The organism is Luteibacter sp. Sphag1AF (assembly GCF_014192715.1).
GTDB lineage: Bacteria > Pseudomonadota > Gammaproteobacteria > Xanthomonadales > Rhodanobacteraceae > Luteibacter.
In genome coordinates this window covers 776,230-799,593 of sequence record NZ_JACHYH010000001.1, presented here as the reverse complement: position 1 = coordinate 799,593, position 23,364 = coordinate 776,230, and the positions used below count along the sequence as shown (strand labels likewise).

Below are 23,364 nucleotides of genomic sequence, written 5' to 3'. Positions count from 1 at the left end.
CGAGCTTGCCCGCGATGGACGCCTCTCATTTTATTTAGCCTGATTTTTGAGAATTTTCGTCTTCTACGACGTGACGACCGAAAGCAACAATGGAGTCCTTCAAGGATGCAGCGTCCGCGCCGCACAGAAGTTCTCCACACGGATGTGGACCCCATTCGGGCCCACACGCGTCAGTCAGCTTTCGGGTGATTCGTAGAGCCGCGTCAGGCGGGGTGAGGCCAGTAGCGCCGAGGGAAGCAGGTAATCGCCCGGTGTGAGCAAGGGCAGATTCATGTGCTCGAAGCGCACGCGCAGGTCTACACCACTGTCCTGATACGCGCGCCACACCAGTTCGGTGCAATAGGTGCCATCCGCTGTCACCCGAAACGGCGTTCCGCGCCGGGCCTGCGCATGGGCCACTGCCTCAAGGCGCTGTGATGGCGTGGCCTCCACGCGTACGACGGCCACGCGTCGCGCGCGGGCGTGCAGCAGGAAATCGTCCAGCGAATCGTCCACCACGCCGTCGATGCGATCCGGTTGTTCGGCCGGCACGGCATGCACGACCTGCCAGTGACCGGGCGATCCCAGCAGCATGCCTACGTGGCTGTACCCACCCATGTCGACGGCGCGAACGGCATCGCTGACCGGCTCGCGCCCTTCGCGGAAAATCAGGTCGCCCGCTTGCAGATCGTTTACGACCGGAGCGGGCAACACGATGGAGCCCGCTGTGGCCGAGGGGCCCAGATAACGCCACGCCGTCAGCGACGCAAGGGCAAGCACGCCCGCGGCGAGGATGGCGTGGCGCTTGCTCATCAACGCAGTTTGATCTTCCAGTGACCGTCTTCGCGCACCAGGTGCAGCGTGTCCTTCTTCTGCGAGCCATCGCCGAACTTCAGCGTGGAGGTGACGTTGGCGGTGTCGTCGTCCGGCTTCTGCACGTTGTCGATGTTCACCGAATCCAGACCCTTGGCGCCGGAAATCGTGGCCTGCATCTGGCCCACAATGACCGTGACCTTGCCGCGCGCGGTGGTCATCTCGGTGTCTTTCAGGTCGCCATAGGAGAACATGTCCACAGCCTTGTCCGTCTTGCCGTCAGCCACGTAGCCGTAGAAATCCTTCGCGGCGCTCTCCGGCTTGCCTGCGCCGCAGGCGACGAGCAGCGTAGTGAGTGACAGCAGCAGCGCGAGGCCAGCGAGTTTGAAGTGCTTCATGGTGTCTCCTTGTGATGAACAGGTGGCAGTGCGCGGCATGCGCGACTGTCGCGATCCAGTGCCAGCGCCTCGGGCGTGCCGGCGCGAGGACGCCATGATATCGGCCCGGCGAGCAAAGCCTGAACCTCGTTACAGCGTGTGGTCGTCACGGCGTCGGCAGGTGTTTCGCGGCGCAGCCATGCGCCTGCCGCAAAGGCGATCAGGCCAAGCGCCATCACGGCGGCCGCGCTGCGCATCAACCAGGCGGGCAGTTTGCGCTGACGCTGCGCCTTACGTGCAGGCGTGGTTCCCGGCGCAGGGGAGTAGCGATCCCGCCATTGTGCGATGCGCCCGGGAGGCAGATACAGGCTGAGGTACGCGGGGTAGCGTTCCGCCAGTGGCGCGAACCACGACCAGTCTCGCACCAGTCGCTCCGGCAGCGTGGCACCGCCGGCCGTATCGAGAAAGTGATTCCAGTCTTTGCGTGATGGTGCGACGTGGATGTCCCATTGCGTACGCTGACTCAGTACGGCATCCACCCAGGCGCCTTCGCGCCCGAGCGAGCGGGTGTGGCCAATTTCATCCCACACGAAAAGCTTTGCCGCGCAGTCGAACAGCATGACGCGATGTGCGATGGCCCCGCTTTCCAGCAGGCTCACCAGCCGGTGCTCGAACATGCCCGGTGCGTCGATGTATTGCAGCCGCAGTGCTGCCAGCGTGGACTCCAGCAAGGCAGGCAGCGCGGCTGGCGGTGTTCGCTGGGCGCGGGTGACGAAGCGTTCGATCAGCTCGCTGGCCAGGCACTCGGCCGTGCTGGCTTCGGGCGCCTCGGAGTTGTCGCGGTTGTCCCGTGCAGGCCCGCTGGCCGCAACTTCTTTCGATGCAACCTCGGCGGTCCAGCGACGCGCCTCATCGTAGGCCGTGCGCAGCCGGATGAAGTCTTCCGGGTCGGCCAGGGGGTCGATGCGGCGAAGCAGCGTGGCATAGGCATGGCGAACCGAGCGCTCGTCGGCCGAGTCCGGCAGTTGCAGCACATCAAGAAACCATGGCGTGTCCATCGGTCGTCCGTCGCGACCCCTGTGCCGCTATAACTTACGAGTCTACCCGACGGAGATGGCCCAGGTAATCACACCAGCGGCGGCCACGGTGAGCAGCAGCGCTGCGAGAAAGATGGTGTCGGCCAGCCGTTCCGTGATGCGCGAGCGGGATGCGCGCACGGTGCGCAGCGACCAATAGGAAAGAAAGCAGGCGGTCACGTAAAGCATGGCGTCGGCAGCCAGCATGTCGTCGGCGATGGTGTCCGTGCCGCGGATACTGATGACCACGCGGATGATGCCGATCACGGTGAGGCACACGCCCGTCATGGCCGCTGACGTCGTGAAGATGTGCACACACAGGTCCTCGTTGAGTGCGCTGCGCTCGTCCGGCTTCAGCCGGTCGCGGATGAATCGCTGAATCATGCGCGGGCTCCGTGGAATCAGGTGGTGGCCGGTGCATCCCTGCGCGGGTTCGCAGCAAGCATCTCGCGTAGCGTGGCCGCGTGTTGCGCGCTGGCAGCGCGGTCGCGCGCAGCCAGCGCATCGCCAAGCAGAAGCATAGCGCGGGCGAGGCGCGCGCGCGTGGGTTGTGGCAGCTCAGCCAGTGCGCGGCCGGCCTCCGTCAATAACATGCGATGTGGCACCGCGTGGCGGGCGGGTACGGTCCATGCGTCCAGTGCCACGCGACGCTCGGCGCTGTGCAGGTCGGACAAGCCTTCGCCTGCCAGAGGAATCCATTGACGTCCCTCGGCCCGCTCCATGCTGACCAGGCCATTCGCGTCATAGCTGAAGCGGATGTCCGTACCTTCGCCGTCTGCAAAGGGCAGGCGCACGCTGGTCACGGGCACGTTGTCTTCGCGCCGTCGGGATTCACCCTGGTAGAGATCCAGCGTGAGTGTCTGGCGGTCAGGAGGCGAGGGCAGCATGCGCCGGGTGTGGCTCGCAGGAATGACGGTGTTGCGTTCGATGGCGGGCGAGTACGTGCCGCCGCTGGTGTCCTCGATGCTGCCCAGTGTGTAGGCACAGACATCCGTGAGCGCGAATCGCGACAGGCCCACGTCGCCCGCAATCATTCCGGCCAGCATGGCCGCCCCGGCTGCCACCGCTTCCATGGCGGGAACACCCTCGACGGGTGGGCGGCCAAACAGCTGTTCGGCAAACGCGCGTACCTGCGGCAGCTGGCTGGTGCCACCGCTGATGATCACCGCGTTGAGGTCGGCGGCGCGCAGGCGTGCATCGCGCATGACGCGTTCGGCAGGACGCCACAATAGCGCCAGCCACGGGGTGAGCAGGGCTTCGAAGGTTTTTACGCCCACATGGACGGTATCGCTGCTGCGCGGAATGACCGGGAGGGTCACATCCCGGCCTGCCGACAATTCACGCTTGACGACTTCCGCGCGTAGCATCAGCCGGCGCATGAAGGCATCGTCCGCGCGCAGTTCCGCAGACGCATGGGCTTCGTCAAGCAGGTGACCGGCAAGCAGGCGCGTCACCGCGTCACCACTGGCCGAACGATCACCCGCGCATGCTTTCACTTCAACGATGCCGTCGAAGGTATCGACCGCCGCCACGTTGACGCCACCGCTGCCGAAGTCCATGACGAGGAAGCGGCTGTTGGTATCGGCACGAGGCTGCGCGTAATGCAGCGCCACTGCCGTGGACGCATTCAGAAGACGCAGCACGCGCACGCCAGCGAGCTTGCCCGCGTGCAGTACGGCGCGCCGTTCCGGATCGGTGAGTGCGCAGGGCACGGCGATCACAACGGCGGTGACTGGCGCGCCGAGAAAGGCGTGCGCATCGGCACACAGCGAGCGCAGGATCAGCGCGATCAACTCGTCCCGCCCCAGTTCGCGGTCACCATCGCGCAGCGGTGGTACTTCGTCGAAGCGGCCCTGCAACGGTCGGGACGTGAGATGCGGATGCGTGGCCCAACGCTCGAACGCGGGCCGTCCGATGGCCACGCTGCCGTCGTCTTCAATGCCAACATACGATGGCGTCAGCACGTCACCCAGCGCGTTGGGAATGAGGCGCGGACGGCCATCTTTCCACGCGGCAGCGAGACAGGTGGCCGTGCCGAGGTCGATGCCGACGATCATCCGTGCTGTCCTTTGCTTACAGTGCGGTCAGGTTCGCGTAAGCGTAGACCAGCCACTTGGTGCCCGCTTCCTCAAAATTGACCTGGATGCGCATGTGCGCGCCACTGCCTTCCGCACTGACAACCGTGCCTTCGCCAAACTTCGGATGCCCGACGCGCTGCCCCAGACGAACAGGCAGGGCTTCTTCGACGGGCGATGATTCCGTATAGCGACCTGCATAAGCCGGCCGGCTGATCTGCACACGGGGACGCAACTCGTCGATGAGTTCCGGAGGGATCTCGCCGAGAAAGCGCGATGGACGAGCCAGCATTTCCGTGCCATGCATGCGTCGCGATTCGGCGTGGCTCAGGAAAAGCCGCTGCCGCGCGCGCGTGATACCGACGTAGGCCAGGCGGCGCTCTTCTTCCAGCCGGTTGTCTTCTTCGGTGGAGCGCTGGCTGGGAAACAGGCCTTCTTCCATTCCGACGAGAAACACGACCGGAAACTCCAGGCCTTTGGCCGAGTGCAGCGTCATCAGCTGCACGCAGTCGTCCCAGGCTTCACCCTGACCTTCGCCCGCTTCAAGCGCCGCGTGCGACAGGAACGCGGGCAGTTCGGTAAGGCCTGCGTCGATGTCCTCGGGCGTCATTTCAAAGCGGCTGGCCACGTTGACCAGTTCGTCCAGGTTTTCCACGCGCGCTTCGCCGTTGCCACGACGGTCGTTTTCGTAGAAGTCGCGCAGGCCGGTGTGAACGATGGCGTGTTCCATCTGTTCGGCCAGGTCCAGCGCGGTTGGCGACTCGGCATCATTGGCGCGGCCGGAGAAGGTGCGCGCCAGATCGTCGATCAATGCCACGAACGCCTTGATCGCGTTCTTTGCGCGGCCAGCCAGCGAGCCGGTGGTGATCTCCGACAGCGACGCTTCCCACATCGAGGTATTTTCGCTGCGGGCGCGACGGCGCAGTTCGTCCAGCGTGCGGTCGCCAATGCCACGTGGCGGCGTGTTCACGGCGCGCTCGTATGCCGCGTCATCGTGACGGTTGGCGGCCAGGCGTAGATAGGCCAGCGCGTCCTTGATTTCGGCACGCTCGAAGAAGCGCTGGCCGCCATACACCCGGTACGGCAGATCACGCTGGATCAACTGTTCTTCGAAGTTGCGTGACTGTGCGTTGGAGCGGTAAAGAATGGCGCAATCGCGCGCATGGCCGTGCTCGGCGATGTGTTCGCGGATGCGTTCGATAACGAAGCGTGCTTCGTCCTGCTCGTTGTATGCGGCGTACAGCGCGATGCGTTCGCCCTCTTCGCCATCGGTCCAAAGCTGCTTGCCCAGCCGGCCGCCGTTGCGGGCGATGACGTGGTTGGCGGCTTTGAGGATGGTGGAGGTGGAGCGGTAGTTCTGTTCCAGGCGGATGGTCTTTGCACCGGGGAAATCGAGCAGGAACTGCTGCACGTTTTCCACCTTGGCGCCACGCCAGCCGTAAATGGCCTGGTCGTCGTCGCCCACGACGAACACCTGGCCGGTGGCGCCCGCCAGCACGCGAATCCACGCGTATTGCAGCGTGTTGGTGTCCTGAAATTCGTCGATCAGCAGGTAGCGCCAGCGTTCGCGATAGTGCGCGAGCACCTGGGGGTCTTTCAGCCACAACTCGTGGGCGCGCAGCAGCAGTTCGGCAAAGTCGACCAGGCCGCCGCGCTGGCAGGCTTCCTCGTAGGCCTTGTAGATTTCCACGAACGTGCGCGTGACCGGATGGTCGCGGTGTTCAATTTCGTGGGGGCGCTTGCCCTCGTCTTTCCAGTTGTTGATCTGCCAGCCGGCCTGACGCGGCGGAAATTTCGCCTCGTCCAGGCCCATGCCGGCCACCACACGCTTGATGAGGCGCTGCTGGTCGTCCGAGTCAAGAATCTGGAAGCCTTCCGGGAGGCCGGCCTCGCGCCAGTGGCGGCGCAGCAGGCGGTGAGCGATGCCGTGGAACGTGCCGACGGTAAGGCCCTGGGTGCCACCGGGGATCAGGCCATCGACGCGCGCGCGCATTTCGCCCGCGGCCTTGTTGGTGAAGGTGACGGCCAGGATCGACCACGGAGGCGCCCGTTCGACCTGGGTCAGCCAGCCAATGCGGTTGGTGAGTACGCGTGTCTTGCCGGAGCCTGCGCCGGCCAGCACGAGGTAATGCCCGGGCGGCGCGCTGACGGCTTCACGCTGGGCATCGTTGAGAGAGTCGAGAAGGTAGGAAACATCCATCTCCGGGATTGTACCGGAGGCATCGGCGGCGGCTTGCGTTCCGTGCAGGCCGCCGCCGGCTTCATCAGCGCTTGCGGGCGATGCCGCCCACGGCCACCAGGCCGCCGATCACGATGCCTGCGATGCCGACCCACTGGGGGATGGCCTTGTCGTGAGTCGCGGTGATTTTTGCCGAGCCGATCTGGGCGACGGTGTTGGTATCCCGATAGCTGCCGCCACCGACTGTGATCCAGATGCCCGCGGCGACCAGGATGAGGCCGACGACAATAAGTCCGATACGCATGGGTGGCTCCGTTGGATGGTGGGATCGGAGCATGCCGTCACAAACGTGAAGGGCGGGTCGGGAACAGACCAAAAAAAGCCCCGGAGGCCAGGGGGAGCCTTCGGGGCTGCGGAGACGAAACCCAGGGGTGAGGTTCGTCGTCCTGAGGTGGCTTCAGGGAGGTGAAGCCCACCGATGAGACGCCGTTGCGACGTCCGAATGATTAGAGGGGGAGGCTGGTCAAAAGTTGCTCAGGAATCTTGCGAAAGTCAGCTTCCGTTCATCCTGAGAATCCTCAGTGCGCCTCGTCCCAGTTCTTGCCGACGCCAATATCCACCACCAGCGGCACGTGGAGTTCGGCGGCCGTCGACATATGCTGGCGTACGCCCTCACGCACCGCCTCAACCGCATCCGCGCGGACCTCGAAGACCAGTTCATCGTGCACCTGCATCAGCATGCGCACGTCGTCACGGGGTTCGATCCACGCGGCCACTGCAATCATGGCGCGTTTGATGATGTCCGCTGCGGTGCCCTGCATGGGCGCATTAACGGCAGCGCGTTCGGCACCTGCGCGATGGGCCTGATTGCGGGAGGTGAGGTTTTCCAGATACAGGCGACGACCAAACAGGGTTTCCACGTAACCGTCGCGGTGGGCCTGGTCACGCGTGGCGTCCATGAACGCGCGGACGCCGGGATAGCGCGAAAAATAGCGGCCCATGTAGTCAGACGCTTCGCCACGGTCCACGCCCAGCTGGCGGGCGAGGCCGAAGGCACTCATGCCATACATCAGGCCAAAGTTGATGGCCTTGGCGGCACGGCGCTGGTCGGTGGTGACTTGGTCGGGGGTGACGCCGAACACCTCCGCTGCGGTGGCGCGGTGCACGTCGCCGCCTTCGCGGAACGCACGCATCAGGCCTTCGTCAGCGGACAGGTGCGCCATGATGCGAAGTTCGATCTGCGAATAGTCAGCGGCCATGACCACCCAGCCCTCGGGCGCGACGAAGGCCTGCCGGATGCGACGGCCTTCTTCGGTGCGCACCGGGATGTTCTGCAGATTGGGATCGGACGAGCTGATCCGGCCGGTAGCTACCGCGCCCTGGTGATAGCTGGTGTGCACGCGGCCGGTGCGCGGATTGACGATGCCTGCCAGCTTGTCGGTATAGGTGGAACGCAGTTTGGCCAGGCCGCGATAGTCCAGCAGGATGCGCGGCAGTTCGTGCGCGTCGGCGATGGCTTCCATCGCTTCTTCGTTGGTGGACGGCTGGCCGGTGGGTGTCTTCACCTTGACCGGGAGTTTCAGTTCATCGAACAGCACGGCCTGAAGCTGCTTGGGCGAGTCGAGATTGAACTCGTGCCCTGCGCTGGCGTATGCCTTGTGCTGCAATTCCACCATGCGCTTGCCCAGATGCTGGCTCTGCCGGCGCAGTTCGTCCGCGTCGATGAGGACACCACGGCGTTCCATGGCGGCCAGCACGGGAACGAGCGGCATCTCGATCTGCTCGTAAACGAAGCGCAGCTTCGGCTCGGCTTCCAGCTTCGGCCACAGGGCGTGGTGCAGGCGGAGGGTGATGTCGGCATCTTCCGCGGCATAGCGGCACGCGGTATCGCAATCCACATGCGAGAACGGAATCTGCTTGGCACCCTTGCCCGCGACCTGCTCGTACTTGATGGTCGTGTAACCGAGATAACGGCTGGCCAGCGAATCCATGTCGTGGCGCGTGGCGGTGGCGTTGAACACATACGACTCCAGCATGGAGTCATGTTTCAGCCCGCGCACGTCGATGCCGTAGTGGGACAGCACGTTGATGTCGTACTTGCCGTGCTGGCCGACCTTCGGGCGCGTGGGGTCTTCGAAGATGGGCTTCAGTGCCTGGAGCACTTCGTCGCGATCAAGCTGTTTGGGCGCGCCCGGATAATCGTGGCGCAGCGGCACGTAGCACGCCTTGCACGGCTCGACGCTCAGCGACAGTCCCACGATTTCAGCCTGCATGGCGTCGATGCTGGTGGTTTCGGTGTCGAACGCGATCAGCTCGGCAGTTTCCAGCCTGGCCAGCCATGCGGTGAGCTGGTCCATGGTGTAGACCAGTTCGTATTCTCCGTCAGCCGCCAGGGACGATTCCGGCGCCGCAGGCGCGGCAACCGCTGCCAGCTCTGGCGTGGCGGCGACGGGCGGTGCGGCAGCGGCATCCAGATCGCTGAGTGCTGCCTTGAAGCCGTAGCGCGCATACAGGGTACGCAGCGCATCAATGTCGCGTTCGCGCATGGTGAGGTCGGTGGGCGAGTGCTCCAGCGGCACATCGGTGCGGATGGTGACCAATTCGCGAGACAGGGGAAGGCGTGGCACGGCAGCGCGCAGGTTCTCGCCGATCTTGCCGCCGATCTTGTCTGCATTGGCCAGCAGCGCATCAAGGTTCGGGTATTCCGCCAGCCACTTGGCCGCTGTTTTCGGGCCGCACTTTTCCACGCCCGGCACGTTGTCGATGCTGTCGCCCATGAGGGTGAGGTAGTCGACGATCTGTTCAGGACGCACGCCGAACTTGTCGACGACGCCGCCGATGTCCATGCGCGTGTTGGTCATCGTGTTGATGAGCGTGATGTGCTCATCGACCAGCTGCGCGAAATCCTTGTCGCCGGTGGAAATGACGACGTGAATGCCCTGTGCCGCCGCCTGGGTGGCCAGCGTGCCGATCACGTCATCCGCTTCCACGCCGGGGACGCACAGGATGGGAAACCCCAGCGCGCCGACGATTTTCATCATCGGGTCGATCTGCGCGCGCAGATCGTCGGGCATCGACGGGCGGTTGGCCTTGTATTCGGGATACAGGTCATCGCGGAACGTGCGGCCCGGCGCGTCGCACACAAAGGCCACGTAATCGGAACCGGCCTTCATGGTGGTGCGCAGCATGTTGACGATGCCGAACAGCGCGCCGGTGGGTTCGCCCTCCGGATTCGTGAGCGGAGGCAACGCGTGGAACGCGCGATACAGATACGAAGATCCGTCGATAAGAGTAAGCATGGGCATGACCGGATTGTCGCATGGGGGAGCACGGCGGTCATGGAACGTATACGTTGACGCGGGTGTCACACCATCCGTTCTTTAGATGCTCATCGTGCGCTGTCGGGCACGGTCCCGGGTCCTGCCCCTGTTATCCTGATCGCCTGCACGGAGATCCCCATGAAACGCATTGCTACCGTTGTCGCCGTCGCGCTTGCCCTGGCCGCTGCCCTGCCGGCCGCCGCTCAGGACAGCAGCTCCCAGAAGCCGCAGTACGCACCGGGCCTGCCGCCGCCGGGACTGAACGATCCGGGCACCAAAGCCGGCGAGCCGGACAAGTCGGGTGCTGCGGATATCCCGCGTCCCGTGCCGTACGACAGTGCCGAGGCGGGCAAGACCACGCCGGCCACCACGGATGCCCAGCCCGAGCGCCGCTCGGGCACGGCCCTGCCGTCGATGACCGACGATGGCACGACCGACCAGCGTGGCCAGCAGCCTCCCCAGGTCACGGTGCGCCAGGAAGGCGACGACCGGGTTGAGGAATACCGCTCGGGCGGCAAATTGTTCATGGTCCGGGTCACGCCCAAGAACGGTGTGCCGCAGACCTACATGGCCGATTCCAGCGGCAAGCTGTACCACGATCCCAAAGATGGTCCGGTCAGCCCCGTGTATTACAAAGTGTACGAGTGGGGCGCCGCGCCCAAGCCGGCGGGCTCGGGTAACTGACACGCCCTCGCGCGCCGAACAGGACGCTCAGGCGTCCAGTTCGGCGTAATGGCGGAAAATGCCTGACTCGTTGAACGGCAACCGTCGCCCTGACGCAAGATACGCCGCTATGTGGGGCCGTTTCGCCACGCGTTCGGCCAGAGCCCGCAACCGCGGGATCTTCGGTGACATGGCCTTCATGGCCTTGGGGAACGCGTAATCCAGCCCGGCCAGTACCTGAAAAAGCGACAGATCCACGTAGGAATGTTCGCGCAATGGGTGCGTGCCGCCGCCGCGTTCCACGGCCTTCTCGAAATAGCTCAGATATTTCGGAATGCGGCTGCTGCGAAAGTCGGCCGAACGCCTCTTCGCCTCGGGTTTCTGGTCTTCGTAATACAGCCCTGACGCCACCGGGTGATGCGTGTCGTGCACCTCGGCGACCAGGTCCGTGATGGTCAGCTCCAGTTGATGGGCGTAGAGCTGCCGGGATTCGCTGGACGGGACCAGCCCGTGGCGAGGCCCCAGATAGTGAAGAATGTTCGCGACCTGCGCGATTACCAGTCGGCCTGACGTCAGGAAAGGCGGCGCGAAGGGCAGGGGGCCCTCGTGATCGCCGTTGAGCCATGGCTGCATGACGTCATCGCCTTCTTCCCGGGCGACGTCCACGTAGTCCGCGCCCGCATCTTCCAGGCACAGCCTCACGAATTCGCCGCGGCCCTGGATGCCCGTCCAGTAATAGAGCTTGTAAGTCATGAAGGTCTCCGGGCCGAATGATCCGCATCAACCTATCGGCGCTGCGTTCAATCTGACGTGAGGATGGTTGCTGCGCGTTGTGCGAGCCACGTCCAGATGGTTTCGGCGGGCGGACTCAGTGACCGCTGGCGACGCCGCGCAAGCACCACCTGGCGCTGGATGACAGGCGTGAGCTGCCGCGCGGCCAGGTCCGGGGTCAGGCCATCCAGCGACAACCCCGGCGTCACCGTGATGCCCAGGCCCGCAGACACCATGCGGAAGGCGGTCTGTGCGTGACCGACCTCAATGCCCACATGCGCGTCGATGCCGTGCGTGGCCAGCGCCTGGTCGATCAGGCGCCGGCTGCCGGAGGCGTGGTCCAGCAGAATCAGCGTCTCACCGCGCAGCCGTTTCCACGCGACCGCATGGCTGTCCGCCAGTGGGTGATTTGCCGGGCACACCAGCCAGAAGGGGTCCATCAACAGGTCGTGCGTATCAAACTCGTCATCTGGCGAGGGTTCGATGGCAAGGCCAAAGTCCACTTCGCCGCTGCGCACCGCTTCCAGCACCTGCGCCTGGTTCTGGTCGCGAAGCAGGATTTCCACGCTGGGATGCTCCCCGGCGCAGCGGGCGATGCACAAGGGCATGATGCTGGCCGACAGCGTGGGCACCGACGCGATGCGGACGCGGCCACGCAACGGGTCGCCTTGCTGCCGCGCGTGGGCGAGCACGGCGTCCAGATCATCCAGCGTGCGCGCCACGGCCTGTTCCAGATAGCGTCCCGTTTCGGTGGGTACCACTTCGCGGGTGGTGCGGTCGAAGAGGCGCACTTCCAGCTCGGCCTCCAGGTCCGCAATGAGGCGGCTGACGGCTGGCTGGGTCAGATGGATGCTGTCGGCGGCACGCCCGAAGTGTTGCTGGCGGGCCACGGCCAGAAAAGCCTTGAGCTGACGCAGGGTCACATTCATGCGATTAATGTATCACCGGATCAGATAAAGCGATTTGTCTTATCAAGCTCCCGGGTGTGCAATAGCAGTGTCCCGTCCGCTACCGACCCCGCCGCCATGCCTCTGCGCCGCTTTCTTCCTGATGGATTTACCTGTGCGCTGATTGCCACGGTGCTGTTGGCCAGCCTGCTGCCCTGCAAAGGCGTGGCCGCGCAGATATTCGAAATCGCGACGGATGTCGCCATCGGCCTCCTGTTCTTCCTGCACGGCGCCAAGCTGTCGCGCGATGCGGTGGTGGCCGGCATGACCAACTGGCGCCTGCACGTAACGGTGCTGGCCAGCACGTTTGCCCTGTTCCCGTTGCTGGGGCTGCTGCTCAAGCCGGTGCTGGCGCCGCTGGTCACGCCGGATCTTTATCTGGGCGTATTGTTCCTGTGCACGCTGCCGTCCACGGTGCAGTCGTCCATCGCCTTCACGTCCATTGCGCGGGGCAACGTGCCTGCCGCGATCTGCTCGGCTTCCGCATCGAGCCTGCTTGGCATCTTCATCACGCCGTTGCTGGTGGGTCTGGTCATCAGTTCGCACGGCGCGGGCGCGCCAATGTCGTGGGACTCGGTGGGCAAGATCGTGTTGCAGCTGTTGCTGCCCTTTGTCGCCGGTCAGATCGCGCAGCGCTGGATCGGCAGTTGGGTCGGCCGTCACATGCCGCTGCTGAGCATGGTGGATCGTGGTTCCATCCTGCTGGTTGTCTACACGGCTTTCAGCGCAGCGGTGTTGCAGGGTCTGTGGAAGCAGATGCCCTTGCCGGTGCTGGGCGGCTTGCTGGTGGTCAACGTGGTGTTGCTGGCGGCCGCCCTGATCGTTACGCGTTACGGATCGCGCGCGCTCGGCTTCAGTCGCGAAGACGAAATCACCATCGTGTTCTGTGGCTCGAAGAAAAGCCTGGCCAGCGGCGTGCCGATGGCGAAGGTGCTGTTTGCCGGACACCCGCTCGGCACCATCGTTCTGCCAATCATGCTGTTCCACCAGATTCAGTTGATGACCTGCGCGGTGCTGGCTCGCAAGTACGCGCAACGAGTGGAGCGCAAAGCGGGGCAGGCGGTGCGCGTGTCAGAGCCGTCCCGATAAAGCCGTCCAAATGAAAAGGGCCGTCCTCGCGGACGGCCCTTTTCATGCGTGAAACCTGGACTCAGTGACGGAAGTGGCGTACGCCCGTGAACACCATCGCCATGTCGTTTTCGTCGGCGGCGGCAATCACTTCGGCGTCGCGCATCGAACCGCCCGGCTGAATCACGGCACGGATGCCTGCTGCGGCGGCGGCGTCGATGCCGTCACGGAAGGGGAAGAACGCATCCGATGCCATGGCGCTGCCCGGCACGGTGAGACCGGCTTCTTCGGCCTTGAGGCCTGCGATTTTTGCGCTTATCACGCGACTCATCTGGCCCGCGCCCACACCGATGGTGCGGCCGTCCTTCGCGTAGACGATGGCGTTGGACTTGACCATCTTGGCCACGCGCCAGGCGAACAGCAGGTCATCGAGTTCAGCGGCGGTGGGCTGGCGCTTGCTGACCACTTTCAGCTCGTCGCGGGTGACTTCGCGATGATCGGCCGTCTGCATCAGCAGGCCTGAGCCCACGCGCTTCACGTCGATGGTATTGCGGCCTTCGCCCAGCGGAATTTCCAGTACACGCACGTTGGCTTTCGCTGCGGCGACCTCGACGGCGCCCGCGTCCACGCTGGGCGCAATCAGCACTTCCACAAACTGACGCTTCAGGATGGTGGCTGCGGTTGCTGCATCCAGCGGGCGGTTGAACGCGATGATGCCGCCAAATGCCGATGTCGGATCGGTGGCATAGGCCAGTTCGTAAGCCGCAAGCGGGTCGGCGGCCACAGCCACGCCGCAAGGGTTGGCGTGCTTCACGATCACGCAGGCGGGCGCGTCGAACTGGCGCACGCATTCCCATGCAGCATCGGCGTCGGCGATGTTGTTGAACGAGAGTTCCTTGCCCTGCAACTGGCGGAAGGTGGCCAGCGTGCCGGCGGCCGGGTAGAGGTCACGATAGAACGCGCCGGCCTGATGCGGGTTTTCACCGTAGCGCAGATCCATCATCTTCACGAAGCGGCCGTTGCTCTGCTCGGGGAACGTTGCATGCGCACCGATGGCCGTGTGCGTTGCATCGAGCGTGAGCCCGGAGAGGTAATCGCTGATCGCGGCGTCGTAGTTGGACACACGATTGAACGCGGCAACGCACAGCTTGAAGCGGGTAGCGCGGGAAAGGCCGCCGTGATTTTCGATTTCCGCCAGCGCGTCGTCGTACTGTGCCGGATCGGTCAGCACGCCGACATCGTTCCAGTTTTTTGCAGCGGCGCGAAGCATTGCCGGGCCGCCGATGTCGATGTTCTCGATCGCGTCGTCCAGCGTGGCATTGCCATCGGCAACCGTGCGCTCGAACGGGTACAGATTCAGTACCAGCAGGTCGATGGGAGCAATGCCGTGCTCGGCCATGACCGCGTCGTCCGTACCGCGACGACCCAGAAGTCCGCCGTGCACCAGCGGGTGCAGCGTCTTCACGCGGCCATCCATGATTTCCGGGAAGCCGGTGAGGTCGCCGACGTCACGCACCGCGATGCCGGCATCGCGCAGCGCGCGGGCCGAGCCACCGGTAGAGAGAATGTCGATACCGCGCGCAGCAAGGCGGCGGCCGAGTTCGATCAGGCCTTGCTTATCAGAAACGCTGACAAGCGCGCGGCGGACGGGAACGAGATCGGGCGTGGGCATGGCAGCATCCGGTACGAAAGCTTGCCATTATAGCCGCCCGGACGGCTGAGCCGGGGCTGGCGTGAAAAGCCTCAGACGAGGCCGTGAGCCGCCAGCTTCTTGCGCAGGGTGGCACGGTTGATGCCGAGGGCAGCCGCAGCGCGGCTCTGGTTGCCTTCGTGAAACGCAAGCACTTCACGCAGCAGCGGACCTTCCACTTCACGGATGACCAGGGCGTGCAGGCCTTCCGCGCATTCGGTGTCACCAATATCTGCCAGATAACGGCGCACGGTCAGGCTGACGCACTCACTGAGGGCGCTATGCATCGAGGTCTCGTTCGCGGCCTCGTTGGCAGGCAGTCTGACGGCGTTCAAGGCATTCCCCTCGTGACACAACGAAGCGGCGGGCGCTTCGGGGCTGGTTATCGTTATGGTTGCGGCGGGCGGGAGTGCCTCTCAAGGAAGAGGGTATCGGCTCGCGAAGGGATCGAGTGTACCCGTCCCGGTCGGCGAATTTAAGGCTTGCGAAATAAAAAAAGTGCAGCTTTATTCAAATGCAAACTCAAAAGCCACGGCCTTCTGGCCCGGGTCTTGCACTTCAAACACCATGGCTGACGTGGCCCCCGCACGCATGCCCCGTGAACGTGCCGACGCGTCGGTGACGTAATCGGCCGGGGCAAATCGCCGCATGGCCAGGCGCTTGCCGTCAGTGTCGGCCAGGGTAATCGTGACTGTCGGGTAGGGCTGGGCGAAGGGCGCGTCGTTGCGCACGCTTGCCGTGATGAGAAGCCCGTCCGGTACCGACGGATGCGCTTCCACATCGCGCGCCAGCATCCGCAGGCGGTGGATGTCGCTGACCAGTGGCAGATCACAGCCGAGGGTGTCGCAGGTCCATTGCAGCCACGGGCCGAACGTGGTGTCGGCAATCAGCGTGTCGCGCTTGGCCCAGGCCAGCTGACCACCGAGGCCCACCAGCAGTACCGTGCAGATGGCCGTCCACGTGAACGCCTGCCATGAGCGGCGCCGGCGTCGGGCAAATTTCGGCGTGAAGACCAGTTCGGAGAAATCCTCCGTGGGTTCATCTGCTGCTGGCACGGCGGCAACGGTGGGCTGTTCCACCGGCTCGGGCGCAGCGGGTTTGGGCCGGAACACGGCAATGTCCAGCGCCGGCGGCTCGCTGTCCAGATCGTGTACTGGCAGCAGGCTGAACGGCTCGGGCGGCAGCTGTTCGGCCAGCGTGCCCAGCGCATTGAACACGCCCGAGCAGTGACTGCAACGCACGCAGCCACAGGCCGGCACAAGAAGCGCGGCATCCAGCTTATAGACGGTGAGGCACTCGGGGCACTGGGTGTACATCCGGCGATTGTAGCCCGATGCCGGTGTCATGCTGGCTGCGCACCCGTGACAGGGTCGGTAGAATCGCAAGCTCAGCCGGTCATCTGTGTGACAGGCTCCCTCTCGATGGACCCGTCATGCCCTGGCTTGAACTCTCCCTTACCGTATCGCTCGAAGATCAGCCGAGTGTCGAATCAGCGCTTGAAGACCTGGGGGCTCTCTCGGTCACCTTGCAGGACGCTCATGCAGAAACGCCGGACGAAGAGGCGATCTTCGAGCCGGGCGTTGGTGAGCTGCCGTTGTGGAACGAGATCGTTCTCAATGCATTGTTTGAAGCGGGCACGGATCGCCGCGGCCTGAGCGAGGCGCTGTTGGACCTGCTGCCCGCCATCGACAGGTCACAGCTTGCCTTCCGTGATGTGGAAGACCAGGACTGGGAGCGCGTGTGGATGGATCAGTTCAAGCCGATGCCGTTTGGTCGCCGGCTGTGGGTCTATCCGTCGAACATCGAGCCACCGGCCGATGAAGACATCGTGGTAGTGCGCCTTGATCCGGGGCTGGCATTCGGCACGGGCACGCATCCCACGACCGACATGTGCCTGCAGTGGCTGGACGGCCAGGACGTGGCGGGCAAGACCGTGCTGGACTTCGGCTGCGGCTCGGGCATTCTGGCCATTGCGGCGCTGAAGCTCGGCGCGCGTCATGCCATTGGCATCGACAATGATCCGCAGGCGGTGATTGCCTCGCGCGACAATGCCGAACGCAATGGCGTCGAGGGCCGTCTGGACGTCTATATGCCGGGCGATGCACCGGATGAACTGGCCGATGTGCTGGTGGCCAATATTCTGGCCGGCCCACTGGGTGAGCTGGCGCCGACATTCGCCGCTTCCGTGAAGCCGGGCGCGCCGTTTGCGCTGTCGGGCATTCTGTTCGGCCAGCATGAAGAGCTGCTGGTGCGTTACGCGGAGTGGTTCACGGACCTGGAAATCGCCACGCTGGAAGACTGGGTTCGCATCAGCGGCGTTCGCCGCTGATCGCTCATCTTGCGGTGGGAGCCTGCTTCGCAGAAAAGAAAAAACCGCCGCTCGGGGGAGCGGCGGCTTTCTTGTAGCGGCAGCGGAGCGCTGAATCAGCCCTGCTGGGCCGCCTGTTCCTTCTGCTCGGCCATACGCTTTTCCAGATAGTGGATGTTCTGTCCACCCTGCTGGAAACCGACGTCCGCCATGATGCGCTGCTGAAGCGGAATGTTGCACTTCACGCCTTCGATCACCGTCTCGGCCAGAGCCATGCGCATGCGCGCAATGGCGGTGGCGCGGTCGGGGCCGTGCACGATCAGCTTGCCGATCATCGAATCGTAGTTCGGCGGGATGCGATAGCCGTCGTACAGATGTGTGTCGACACGCACGCCCGGGCCGCCCGGTGCCTCGAAGCGCTTGACCGTGCCGGGGCTCGGCATGAATGTGTCGGGATCTTCGGCGTTGATGCGGCACTCGATGGCGTGGCCATGAAGCACGATGTCTTCCTGGCGGATCGACAGCTTCTCACCGCCGGCAATCAGCAGCTGCTCACGCACGAGGTCGATGCCGGTCACCAACTCGGTCACGGGGTGCTCGACCTGGATGCGCGTGTTCATTTCGATGAAGTAGAAACGGCCTTCTTCGAACAGGAACTCGAACGTACCCGCGCCACGGTAACCGATGCGCAGGCAGGCATCCACGCAGACCTTGCCGATGGCAGCGCGCTGCTCCGGCGTGATGCCCGGTGCTGGCGCTTCTTCCACCACCTTCTGGTGACGGCGCTGCATGGAGCAATCGCGCTCACCGAGGTGGATGGCGTTGCCCTGGCCGTCGGCGAGCACCTGGATTTCCACGTGACGCGGATTTTCCAGGAACTTCTCCATGTACACCTGATCGTTGCTGAAAGCGGCCTTCGCTTCCTGCTTGGTCATGGTGATGGCGTTGGCCAGGTGGGCCTCGGTGCGCACGACGCGCATGCCGCGACCGCCGCCACCGCCCGCTGCCTTGATGATGACCGGGTAGCCGATCTCACGGGCAATGCGGATGTTCTCGTCGGTGTTGTCGTCCAGCGGGCCGCCGGAGCCCGGCACGCAGGGAACGCCTGCGGCCTTCATGGCCTTGATCGCTTCGACCTTGTCGCCCATGAGGCGAATGACGTCAGCGGTGGGACCAATGAAGATGAAGCCGGACTGCTCCACCTGCTCGGCGAAGTTGGCGTTTTCCGACAGGAAGCCGTACCCCGGGTGGATCGCGCCAGCGTCGGTGATTTCGGCGGCGGCGATGATCGCGGGAATGTTGAGGTAGCTTTCAGCCGAGGGACCCGGGCCGATGCACACCGACTCGTCGGCGAGGCCGACGTGTTTCAGGTTGCGGTCAACCGTGGAGTGCACCGCGACCGTCTTGATGCCCAGCGCGGCGCAGGCGCGCAGGACGCGCAGTGCGATTTCGCCGCGGTTGGCGATGACGACCTTCTCAAGCATGGCCACGGCCTCAGGCGATGACGAACATGGGTTCGTCGAATTCGACCGGCTGGCCGTTCTCGACCAGGATGGCAACGACAGTGCCCGACACATCGGCTTCGATCTGGTTGAACATCTTCATCGCTTCGATGATGCCCAGCGTCTCGCCGGCCTTCACCTGCTTGCCGATGGTCGCGAATGCCGGAGCACCCGGGGTCGACGAGGCATAGAAGGTGCCGACCATCGGTGCCTTCACGACGTGACCGGCGGGCAGCGCATTGGCAGCTTCAGCCGCCGGAGCGGCGGTCACGGGTGCCGGTGCGGCCATCGGAGCGGCAGCGACGGGTGCGGCGACCATCTGCGGGGCGGCGGCCATGGTGCCCTTGGGCACGCGGGACAGACGAACCACTTCTTCGCCTTCCTTGATTTCCAGCTCGGCCAGGTTCGATTCCTCGAGCAGGTCGATCAGCTTCTTGATTTTGCGCAGGTCCATGAGGCAAACCTTTCTAGGGGGTTGGGATCAGCGCGCATGCGCGCCAAGGAAAAATCGTGAGGTCAGGCGTTGACCGCCGCGACGGCGGGTTCCGCCAGCCGCGACAGGGACGCTTCGAGGGCCAGCCGGTAGCTGTCGCCACCGAAGCCGCAGATCACACCCAGCGCCTTGTCCGACAGGTACGAGTGGTGCCGGAACGGCTCACGCGCATGCGGGTTGGACAGGTGGATCTCGATAAAGGGGATGGCGACACCGGTCAGGGCATCACGCAGGGCAATGCTGGTATGCGTGAAAGCGGCCGGGTTGATCAGGATGACAGCCGTGCCCTCATCGCGCGCCTGGTGAATGCGGGCAATCAGCTCGTGCTCGGCATTGGACTGGAACCAGCTGAGGTCATGGCCCGCTGCCTGGGCGCGGGCGCCGAGCGAGGCATTGATGTCCGCCAGAGTCTCGCGGCCATAGACGTCCGGCTCGCGAACACCCAGCAGATTGAGGTTGGGTCCATGGAGGACGAGGATCTTTGCCACGGGTTACCTCAGGGCCAATGCCAGTCGAACCGGAACGCGGCGCAGTGTGCGCCTCGCCCGGAGGATTGTCCAGTTCGGCGCAGATCGCTGAAGTTCGCTGGAGATGGGCGAATTCCAGACGCGCGCGTATGGTCTCAACGATTCATCAGCTCGTCCCAGCCCGGCTTGCCGAGGCGGATGAGCGTGTCCATGTTTTTCTCGAAGATGCTCGCGGCGTCGGGGAAAGCGGCCACGGCGCGGTCGATGCTGTCTTCGCGAAGGAGGTGCAGGGTCGGGAAGGGCGAACGATTGCTGTAGTTGGTGATGTCCTCTGGCAGCGTGTCAGCGAACTGGTAGTCCGGATGGAAGCTGGCTACCTGGATTTCGCCCTCCAGTTTGAGGTCGGCCACGGCGTCATCGGCCACTTCCAGGAATTCGTTGTAGTCCAGGAAGTCGGTCAGCACTTGCGGGTGAATCAGCAGGGTGGTGTCCACGTCCACCGGTTCCGCGTCGCGCAGGAATTCCAGTTCCGCATTCAGGTCATCCAGCAGTGCCTCCGGTGTGGTGGCGTGACTGACCCGGAAGCGCACCTGTCCCTTCTGGGTTACGGCTTTGGCAAACGGGCAGAGATTCAGCCCGATGACGGCGCGCTCAAGCCATTGGCGGGTGGCCGCGATGGCCTCGTCGTCGGTGGGGTGGGTCATGCGATAAGGGCTCCGTAAACGCCAAGGATAAGACCTTGTGTGGGAGATGCCCGCATTGTGGTGGGGGAAGGGCGAGGTTACCGCGGCGGCGCGCCCAGCCATTCGTCCAGATCTTCCTGCGACAGCGGTCCCACCTTGCGGCGCAGAATGCGCCCGTCAGGCCCCAGCAGCACGCTGAAGGGGAGAAGGTGTTGGGCGTTGCCCATCGACTGCGACGACCCCGGCGCATCACTCGGGGCAAGCACGATGGGGTAGCTCACCGGAAAGTCGATCAGGTAGGCCCGCACGTCGGCCGCCGTGTCTTCGGCAATGCCGACGACCACCACGTTGCGGTCGGCCCAGGTTTTCGACGTGGCATCCAGCAATGGCATTTCCTGGCGGCACGGCGAGCACCACGTGGCCCAGAAATTCAGCAGCACGCGCTTCCCATTCCAGTTGGCCATCGGGTGCGGACGCCCGTTGACGTCCACGTAGGTGGCGTTCGGGCGCATGTCACCGATGCCCGCCACCGCCATGCCGGCAGCAGCGGGCACGGGCGCCGACATCCTGTGCTGCACGAAGGCCCCCGCTCCGGCAGCCACGATGGAGGCGATGACAAACCAGAAAGTGGGGCCGCGTGCCATCAGTGGGTCTGACCTTCCAGGGCGGCCTGGACTTTGTCGTACGTCAGCACGGTCGAAAGCTTGCGCCCGTCACTTCCGTCCTTCGGGTAGAACACATACAGCGGCACGCCGACGGAATGGTATTGCTCAAGGAAGGCCGCGATGGTGGCGTTGACGTCAGTCCAGTCGCCCTTCATGTAGACCGTGCCCGTGCGCTTGAGCAGGTCGCGGAATTCGTCGGTGTCCAGCACGGCTTTTTCGTTGGCCTTGCAGGTGATGCACCAGTCCGCCGTCATGTCGACGAACACGGGCGTGCCACTCTTGCGCAGTTCGGCGAGTTTCTCCGGCGAATACGCGACGGCATCACCTGCGACGGCAGCGGGCGTGGCCGCAGGCAGGTGATAGACGTACCAGAGCTGGCTGGCCACGCCGAGGCCCAGCAACAGCACCAGGGCGCGCGACCAGCCCGAGCGTCCGCGGCTGCGCTCGAACCACCACAGGGCCATCGACAGCAGCACGGCACCCACCAGTACGAGGCCGACAGCGTCGGCGCCACGCTGCTTCGCCAGCACCCACAGCAGCCAGACGGCAGTGAGGTACATGGGGAAGGCGAGTGCCTGCTTCAGCGTCTCCATCCAGCGACCCGGACGCGGGAGCAGCCGGGCTACCGCCGGCACGAAGCCGATGATGAGGAAGGGCAGCGCCAGGCCGAGGCCCAGCACGAGGAAGATCAGCAACGCCACGGCCATCGGGGCGGCGAACGCGTAAGCGATGGCCGAGCCCATGAAGGGCGCTGTGCAGGGACTGGCCACGACCACGGCAAGCACGCCGGTGAAGAAGTCGCCCGAGCGACCCGAGCGCGATGCCAGGCCGCTGCCGACGTTGCCCAGCGAGGCACCGAAATTCACCACGCCCGACAGCGAAAGGCCTACGGCGAGCATCACGTACACCAGCACGGCTACCAGCACGGGCTGCTGGAACTGTGCGCCCCAGTTGGCGGCATGGCCCGCCGCACGAATGCCGACCACCGCCAGACCTACAGCGGCAAAAGACACCAGTACCCCGGCCGTGTAATACAGCGCATGACGACGCGCTTGGGCAGGGCTCTCGCCGCTTTCCAGCACCGTGATGGCCTTCAGGGACAGCACGGGAAGGACGCACGGCATCAGGTTGAGAATGAGGCCACCCAGAAGGGCGAGGCCCAGCGCAGCTGCTATGCCAACGCTTGCTTCGCCGGCACCCGGGGGCGGAGGCGTGGGGGCCACCTCCTCGGTGGCTGCGGCGGGCGCAGCAGCCACGGCAGGACCGGATGATGGCGTGCTGACGTGGGCCGTGCCGGCTTCCAGATCCAGGCTGACCTCGCGGGTCATCACCGGATAGCAGATGCCATTTTCCAGGCAGCCCTGATACGAAACATCGAGCGTCAGCGTCCTGGCTTTATCGGCGCCATTGAGGGCAACCGGCAGTTCCACCTGGTCGAAATAGACGATGGTGTCGCCGAAGTGCTCGTCGTGATGAGCCACCCCGCTCGGCCAGTCCGGCTCGCCCAGCGTGACGCCGGGGGCGCCCTTGATCGTCAGCACCGTCTTGTCGCGATACAGGTAGTAGTCCCTGGGCATCGTCCAGCGCAGCAGCAAGCCGTCACGTCCTTTGACCAGGGTTTCAAAGCGGAACGCCTGATCGGCAGGCAGGGCCTGTGCCTCGGTGCCCGGCAGCGCGGCTGGCGCGCCAAGCAGGGCAGCGCCGCCTGTAGCGGAGGGCGTGGATGCCTGTGCTTCGGTGGTCACGGGCGTGCCGGCAGCAGGCGGGGCACCGATGGTCAGGTTCAGGTGTTCGGTGTTGGGCGGGTAGCAGATCTTCGGATCGACTTCGTGGCAACCCTGGTACTGGACAGAGAGCTTCAGCGTCTTGCTGGCCGCATCCGCCAGCGTATACGGCACGGTGGCTTCAATCTGCCCGTGGTAAATCTCCACGTCGCCGAGGTATTCGTCGTGCTTGCGGATGCCGTCAGGCAGCGAGGGTTCGCCCAGCGTCACGGCGGCCGGGTCTTCGGCCTTGATCTTGATCCGGCCCCGGTAGAGGTAATAGTCCGGCGCGATGGCCCAGTGCAGCTTCACCACCCCCGGCTGGCTGGCATCGGGCGTGAGATGGAAGGCATCGGTGACCGGCAGCAGGTCGTCGTCGCTCTGGGCCAGTGCCGGGAAGGCGAAGCCAAGGCAAACAAGGACAAACAGCGTCCGCACGAATCGTGAAACGAGGACCATGGCAACTCCGTGGTTCAGGGCGGCAGCGCGCAGGCGCGCAAGAGCATCAGTCATTATGACCGGCCT

Annotated in this window: 22 protein-coding genes; 3 read left to right on the top strand and 19 right to left on the bottom strand. The window is 64.6% G+C overall.

What is annotated here, in order from left to right:
- Nucleotides 1-174: 174 nt before the first annotated feature.
- The 8 genes from FHW69_RS03635 to polA form a co-directional block, all read right to left on the bottom strand.
- Nucleotides 175-792, bottom strand: a complete 618-nt coding sequence (locus FHW69_RS03635; RefSeq protein ID WP_221195357.1) for a YiiX/YebB-like N1pC/P60 family cysteine hydrolase — start codon at nt 790-792, stop codon at nt 175-177.
- A complete protein-coding gene (locus tag FHW69_RS03630) occupies nt 792-1,190 on the bottom strand; it encodes a DUF4878 domain-containing protein (protein WP_183421640.1) in 399 nt (132 codons plus the stop codon). The genes FHW69_RS03635 and FHW69_RS03630 overlap by 1 nt, the downstream gene beginning before the upstream one ends.
- Nucleotides 1,187-2,227 (bottom strand): hypothetical protein, encoded by a 1,041-nt coding sequence (locus FHW69_RS03625; protein ID WP_183421639.1) that lies wholly within the window; start codon nt 2,225-2,227, stop codon nt 1,187-1,189. Before FHW69_RS03625 ends, FHW69_RS03630 begins: the two co-directional genes overlap by 4 nt.
- Nucleotides 2,228-2,269: 42 nt before the next feature.
- The gene (locus tag FHW69_RS03620; RefSeq protein ID WP_183421638.1) at nt 2,270-2,629 is read right to left on the bottom strand and encodes a hypothetical protein; all 360 of its coding nucleotides are present in this window, start codon (nt 2,627-2,629) and stop codon (nt 2,270-2,272) included.
- 17 nt (nt 2,630-2,646) lie between these two features.
- Entirely contained in the window at nt 2,647-4,302 is a 1,656-nt protein-coding gene (locus tag FHW69_RS03615) for an Hsp70 family protein (RefSeq protein ID WP_183421637.1), read from the bottom strand.
- A gap of 16 nt (nt 4,303-4,318) precedes the next feature.
- The gene (gene uvrD, locus FHW69_RS03610; RefSeq protein ID WP_183421636.1) at nt 4,319-6,520 is read right to left on the bottom strand and encodes a DNA helicase II; all 2,202 of its coding nucleotides are present in this window, start codon (nt 6,518-6,520) and stop codon (nt 4,319-4,321) included.
- Between the two features lie 64 nt (nt 6,521-6,584).
- The gene (locus tag FHW69_RS03605) at nt 6,585-6,803 is read right to left on the bottom strand and encodes a hypothetical protein (protein WP_183421635.1); all 219 of its coding nucleotides are present in this window, start codon (nt 6,801-6,803) and stop codon (nt 6,585-6,587) included.
- Nucleotides 6,804-7,077: 274 nt separating this feature from the next.
- Nucleotides 7,078-9,804, bottom strand: a complete 2,727-nt coding sequence (gene polA / locus FHW69_RS03600; protein WP_183421634.1) for a DNA polymerase I — start codon at nt 9,802-9,804, stop codon at nt 7,078-7,080.
- Between the two features lie 153 nt (nt 9,805-9,957).
- Between polA and FHW69_RS03595 the strand changes: the two genes are divergently transcribed.
- On the top strand, nt 9,958-10,503 hold the full coding sequence (locus FHW69_RS03595; RefSeq protein WP_183421633.1) for a DUF2782 domain-containing protein: 546 nt from the start codon (nt 9,958-9,960) through the stop codon (nt 10,501-10,503).
- A gap of 27 nt (nt 10,504-10,530) precedes the next feature.
- On the opposite strand, the gene FHW69_RS03590 is transcribed toward FHW69_RS03595, so the two are convergent.
- Both FHW69_RS03590 and FHW69_RS03585 read right to left on the bottom strand, forming a co-directional pair.
- Nucleotides 10,531-11,235, bottom strand: coding sequence for a glutathione S-transferase (locus tag FHW69_RS03590; RefSeq protein WP_183421632.1), 705 nt, complete (start codon nt 11,233-11,235; stop codon nt 10,531-10,533).
- Nucleotides 11,236-11,282: 47 nt separating this feature from the next.
- Nucleotides 11,283-12,182 (bottom strand): LysR family transcriptional regulator, encoded by a 900-nt coding sequence (locus FHW69_RS03585; protein ID WP_183421631.1) that lies wholly within the window; start codon nt 12,180-12,182, stop codon nt 11,283-11,285.
- Nucleotides 12,183-12,278: 96 nt separating this feature from the next.
- Between FHW69_RS03585 and FHW69_RS03580 the strand changes: the two genes are divergently transcribed.
- Nucleotides 12,279-13,289: a bile acid:sodium symporter family protein gene (locus FHW69_RS03580; protein ID WP_183421630.1), complete on the top strand. Its 1,011-nt coding sequence runs from the start codon at nt 12,279-12,281 to the stop codon at nt 13,287-13,289.
- A 61-nt stretch (nt 13,290-13,350) separates the two neighbouring features.
- Here the strand turns inward: FHW69_RS03580 and purH are convergent, their stop codons facing one another.
- From purH to FHW69_RS03565, 3 genes are all read right to left on the bottom strand, one after another.
- Nucleotides 13,351-14,940 carry a bifunctional phosphoribosylaminoimidazolecarboxamide formyltransferase/IMP cyclohydrolase gene (gene purH, locus FHW69_RS03575; RefSeq protein ID WP_183421629.1) on the bottom strand — a complete coding sequence of 530 codons (1,590 nt, stop codon included), beginning with the start codon at nt 14,938-14,940 and terminating at the stop codon, nt 13,351-13,353.
- A 71-nt stretch (nt 14,941-15,011) separates the two neighbouring features.
- Nucleotides 15,012-15,245 carry a helix-turn-helix domain-containing protein gene (locus FHW69_RS03570; protein ID WP_183422260.1) on the bottom strand — a complete coding sequence of 78 codons (234 nt, stop codon included), beginning with the start codon at nt 15,243-15,245 and terminating at the stop codon, nt 15,012-15,014.
- A gap of 219 nt (nt 15,246-15,464) precedes the next feature.
- On the bottom strand, nt 15,465-16,304 hold the full coding sequence (locus FHW69_RS03565) for a zinc-ribbon and DUF3426 domain-containing protein (protein ID WP_255494495.1): 840 nt from the start codon (nt 16,302-16,304) through the stop codon (nt 15,465-15,467).
- An 86-nt stretch (nt 16,305-16,390) separates the two neighbouring features.
- Between FHW69_RS03565 and prmA the strand changes: the two genes are divergently transcribed.
- Complete coding sequence (gene prmA, locus FHW69_RS03560; RefSeq protein ID WP_183421628.1) at nt 16,391-17,287, top strand: 50S ribosomal protein L11 methyltransferase; 897 nt, start codon at nt 16,391-16,393, stop codon at nt 17,285-17,287.
- 95 nt (nt 17,288-17,382) lie between these two features.
- On the opposite strand, the gene accC is transcribed toward prmA, so the two are convergent.
- The 6 genes from accC to FHW69_RS03530 all read right to left on the bottom strand — a co-directional run bounded on the left by accC (nt 17,383) and on the right by FHW69_RS03530 (nt 23,352).
- Nucleotides 17,383-18,750: an acetyl-CoA carboxylase biotin carboxylase subunit gene (accC, locus tag FHW69_RS03555; RefSeq protein WP_183421627.1), complete on the bottom strand. Its 1,368-nt coding sequence runs from the start codon at nt 18,748-18,750 to the stop codon at nt 17,383-17,385.
- Nucleotides 18,751-18,760: 10 nt separating this feature from the next.
- Nucleotides 18,761-19,222 carry an acetyl-CoA carboxylase biotin carboxyl carrier protein gene (gene accB / locus FHW69_RS03550; RefSeq protein WP_183421626.1) on the bottom strand — a complete coding sequence of 154 codons (462 nt, stop codon included), beginning with the start codon at nt 19,220-19,222 and terminating at the stop codon, nt 18,761-18,763.
- A 62-nt stretch (nt 19,223-19,284) separates the two neighbouring features.
- Nucleotides 19,285-19,749, bottom strand: coding sequence for a type II 3-dehydroquinate dehydratase (aroQ, locus tag FHW69_RS03545; protein WP_183421625.1), 465 nt, complete (start codon nt 19,747-19,749; stop codon nt 19,285-19,287).
- Nucleotides 19,750-19,883: 134 nt separating this feature from the next.
- Nucleotides 19,884-20,432 (bottom strand): DUF1415 domain-containing protein, encoded by a 549-nt coding sequence (locus FHW69_RS03540; RefSeq protein ID WP_183421624.1) that lies wholly within the window; start codon nt 20,430-20,432, stop codon nt 19,884-19,886.
- A 77-nt stretch (nt 20,433-20,509) separates the two neighbouring features.
- Nucleotides 20,510-21,055, bottom strand: coding sequence for a TlpA disulfide reductase family protein (locus FHW69_RS03535; protein WP_183421623.1), 546 nt, complete (start codon nt 21,053-21,055; stop codon nt 20,510-20,512).
- Nucleotides 21,055-23,352, bottom strand: coding sequence for a protein-disulfide reductase DsbD (locus tag FHW69_RS03530; RefSeq protein WP_255494493.1), 2,298 nt, complete (start codon nt 23,350-23,352; stop codon nt 21,055-21,057). Before FHW69_RS03530 ends, FHW69_RS03535 begins: the two co-directional genes overlap by 1 nt.
- Nucleotides 23,353-23,364 lie beyond the last annotated feature (12 nt).

What these genes read in the sequence shown, in the direction of transcription:
- FHW69_RS03630 (WP_183421640.1), bottom strand. Translation starts at nt 1,190, where the DNA reads ATGAAGCACTTCAAACTCGCTGGCCTCGCGCTGCTGCTGTCACTCACT.
- polA (WP_183421634.1), bottom strand. Translation starts at nt 9,804, where the DNA reads ATGCCCATGCTTACTCTTATCGACGGATCTTCGTATCTGTATCGCGCG.
- FHW69_RS03615 (WP_183421637.1), bottom strand. Translation starts at nt 4,302, where the DNA reads ATGATCGTCGGCATCGACCTCGGCACGGCCACCTGTCTCGCTGCCGCG.
- FHW69_RS03620 (WP_183421638.1), bottom strand. Translation starts at nt 2,629, where the DNA reads ATGATTCAGCGATTCATCCGCGACCGGCTGAAGCCGGACGAGCGCAGC.
- FHW69_RS03635 (WP_221195357.1), bottom strand. Translation starts at nt 792, where the DNA reads ATGAGCAAGCGCCACGCCATCCTCGCCGCGGGCGTGCTTGCCCTTGCG.
- FHW69_RS03580 (WP_183421630.1), top strand. Translation starts at nt 12,279, where the DNA reads ATGCCTCTGCGCCGCTTTCTTCCTGATGGATTTACCTGTGCGCTGATT.
- FHW69_RS03540 (WP_183421624.1), bottom strand. Translation starts at nt 20,432, where the DNA reads ATGACCCACCCCACCGACGACGAGGCCATCGCGGCCACCCGCCAATGG.
- FHW69_RS03625 (WP_183421639.1), bottom strand. Translation starts at nt 2,227, where the DNA reads ATGGACACGCCATGGTTTCTTGATGTGCTGCAACTGCCGGACTCGGCC.
- accB (WP_183421626.1), bottom strand. Translation starts at nt 19,222, where the DNA reads ATGGACCTGCGCAAAATCAAGAAGCTGATCGACCTGCTCGAGGAATCG.
- FHW69_RS03585 (WP_183421631.1), bottom strand. Translation starts at nt 12,182, where the DNA reads ATGAATGTGACCCTGCGTCAGCTCAAGGCTTTTCTGGCCGTGGCCCGC.
- FHW69_RS03535 (WP_183421623.1), bottom strand. Translation starts at nt 21,055, where the DNA reads ATGGCACGCGGCCCCACTTTCTGGTTTGTCATCGCCTCCATCGTGGCT.
- prmA (WP_183421628.1), top strand. Translation starts at nt 16,391, where the DNA reads ATGCCCTGGCTTGAACTCTCCCTTACCGTATCGCTCGAAGATCAGCCG.
- FHW69_RS03605 (WP_183421635.1), bottom strand. Translation starts at nt 6,803, where the DNA reads ATGCGTATCGGACTTATTGTCGTCGGCCTCATCCTGGTCGCCGCGGGC.
- FHW69_RS03530 (WP_255494493.1), bottom strand. Translation starts at nt 23,352, where the DNA reads ATGACTGATGCTCTTGCGCGCCTGCGCGCTGCCGCCCTGAACCACGGA.
- FHW69_RS03590 (WP_183421632.1), bottom strand. Translation starts at nt 11,235, where the DNA reads ATGACTTACAAGCTCTATTACTGGACGGGCATCCAGGGCCGCGGCGAA.
- uvrD (WP_183421636.1), bottom strand. Translation starts at nt 6,520, where the DNA reads ATGGATGTTTCCTACCTTCTCGACTCTCTCAACGATGCCCAGCGTGAA.
- FHW69_RS03570 (WP_183422260.1), bottom strand. Translation starts at nt 15,245, where the DNA reads ATGCATAGCGCCCTCAGTGAGTGCGTCAGCCTGACCGTGCGCCGTTAT.
- accC (WP_183421627.1), bottom strand. Translation starts at nt 18,750, where the DNA reads ATGCTTGAGAAGGTCGTCATCGCCAACCGCGGCGAAATCGCACTGCGC.
- purH (WP_183421629.1), bottom strand. Translation starts at nt 14,940, where the DNA reads ATGCCCACGCCCGATCTCGTTCCCGTCCGCCGCGCGCTTGTCAGCGTT.
- FHW69_RS03595 (WP_183421633.1), top strand. Translation starts at nt 9,958, where the DNA reads ATGAAACGCATTGCTACCGTTGTCGCCGTCGCGCTTGCCCTGGCCGCT.
- FHW69_RS03565 (WP_255494495.1), bottom strand. Translation starts at nt 16,304, where the DNA reads ATGACACCGGCATCGGGCTACAATCGCCGGATGTACACCCAGTGCCCC.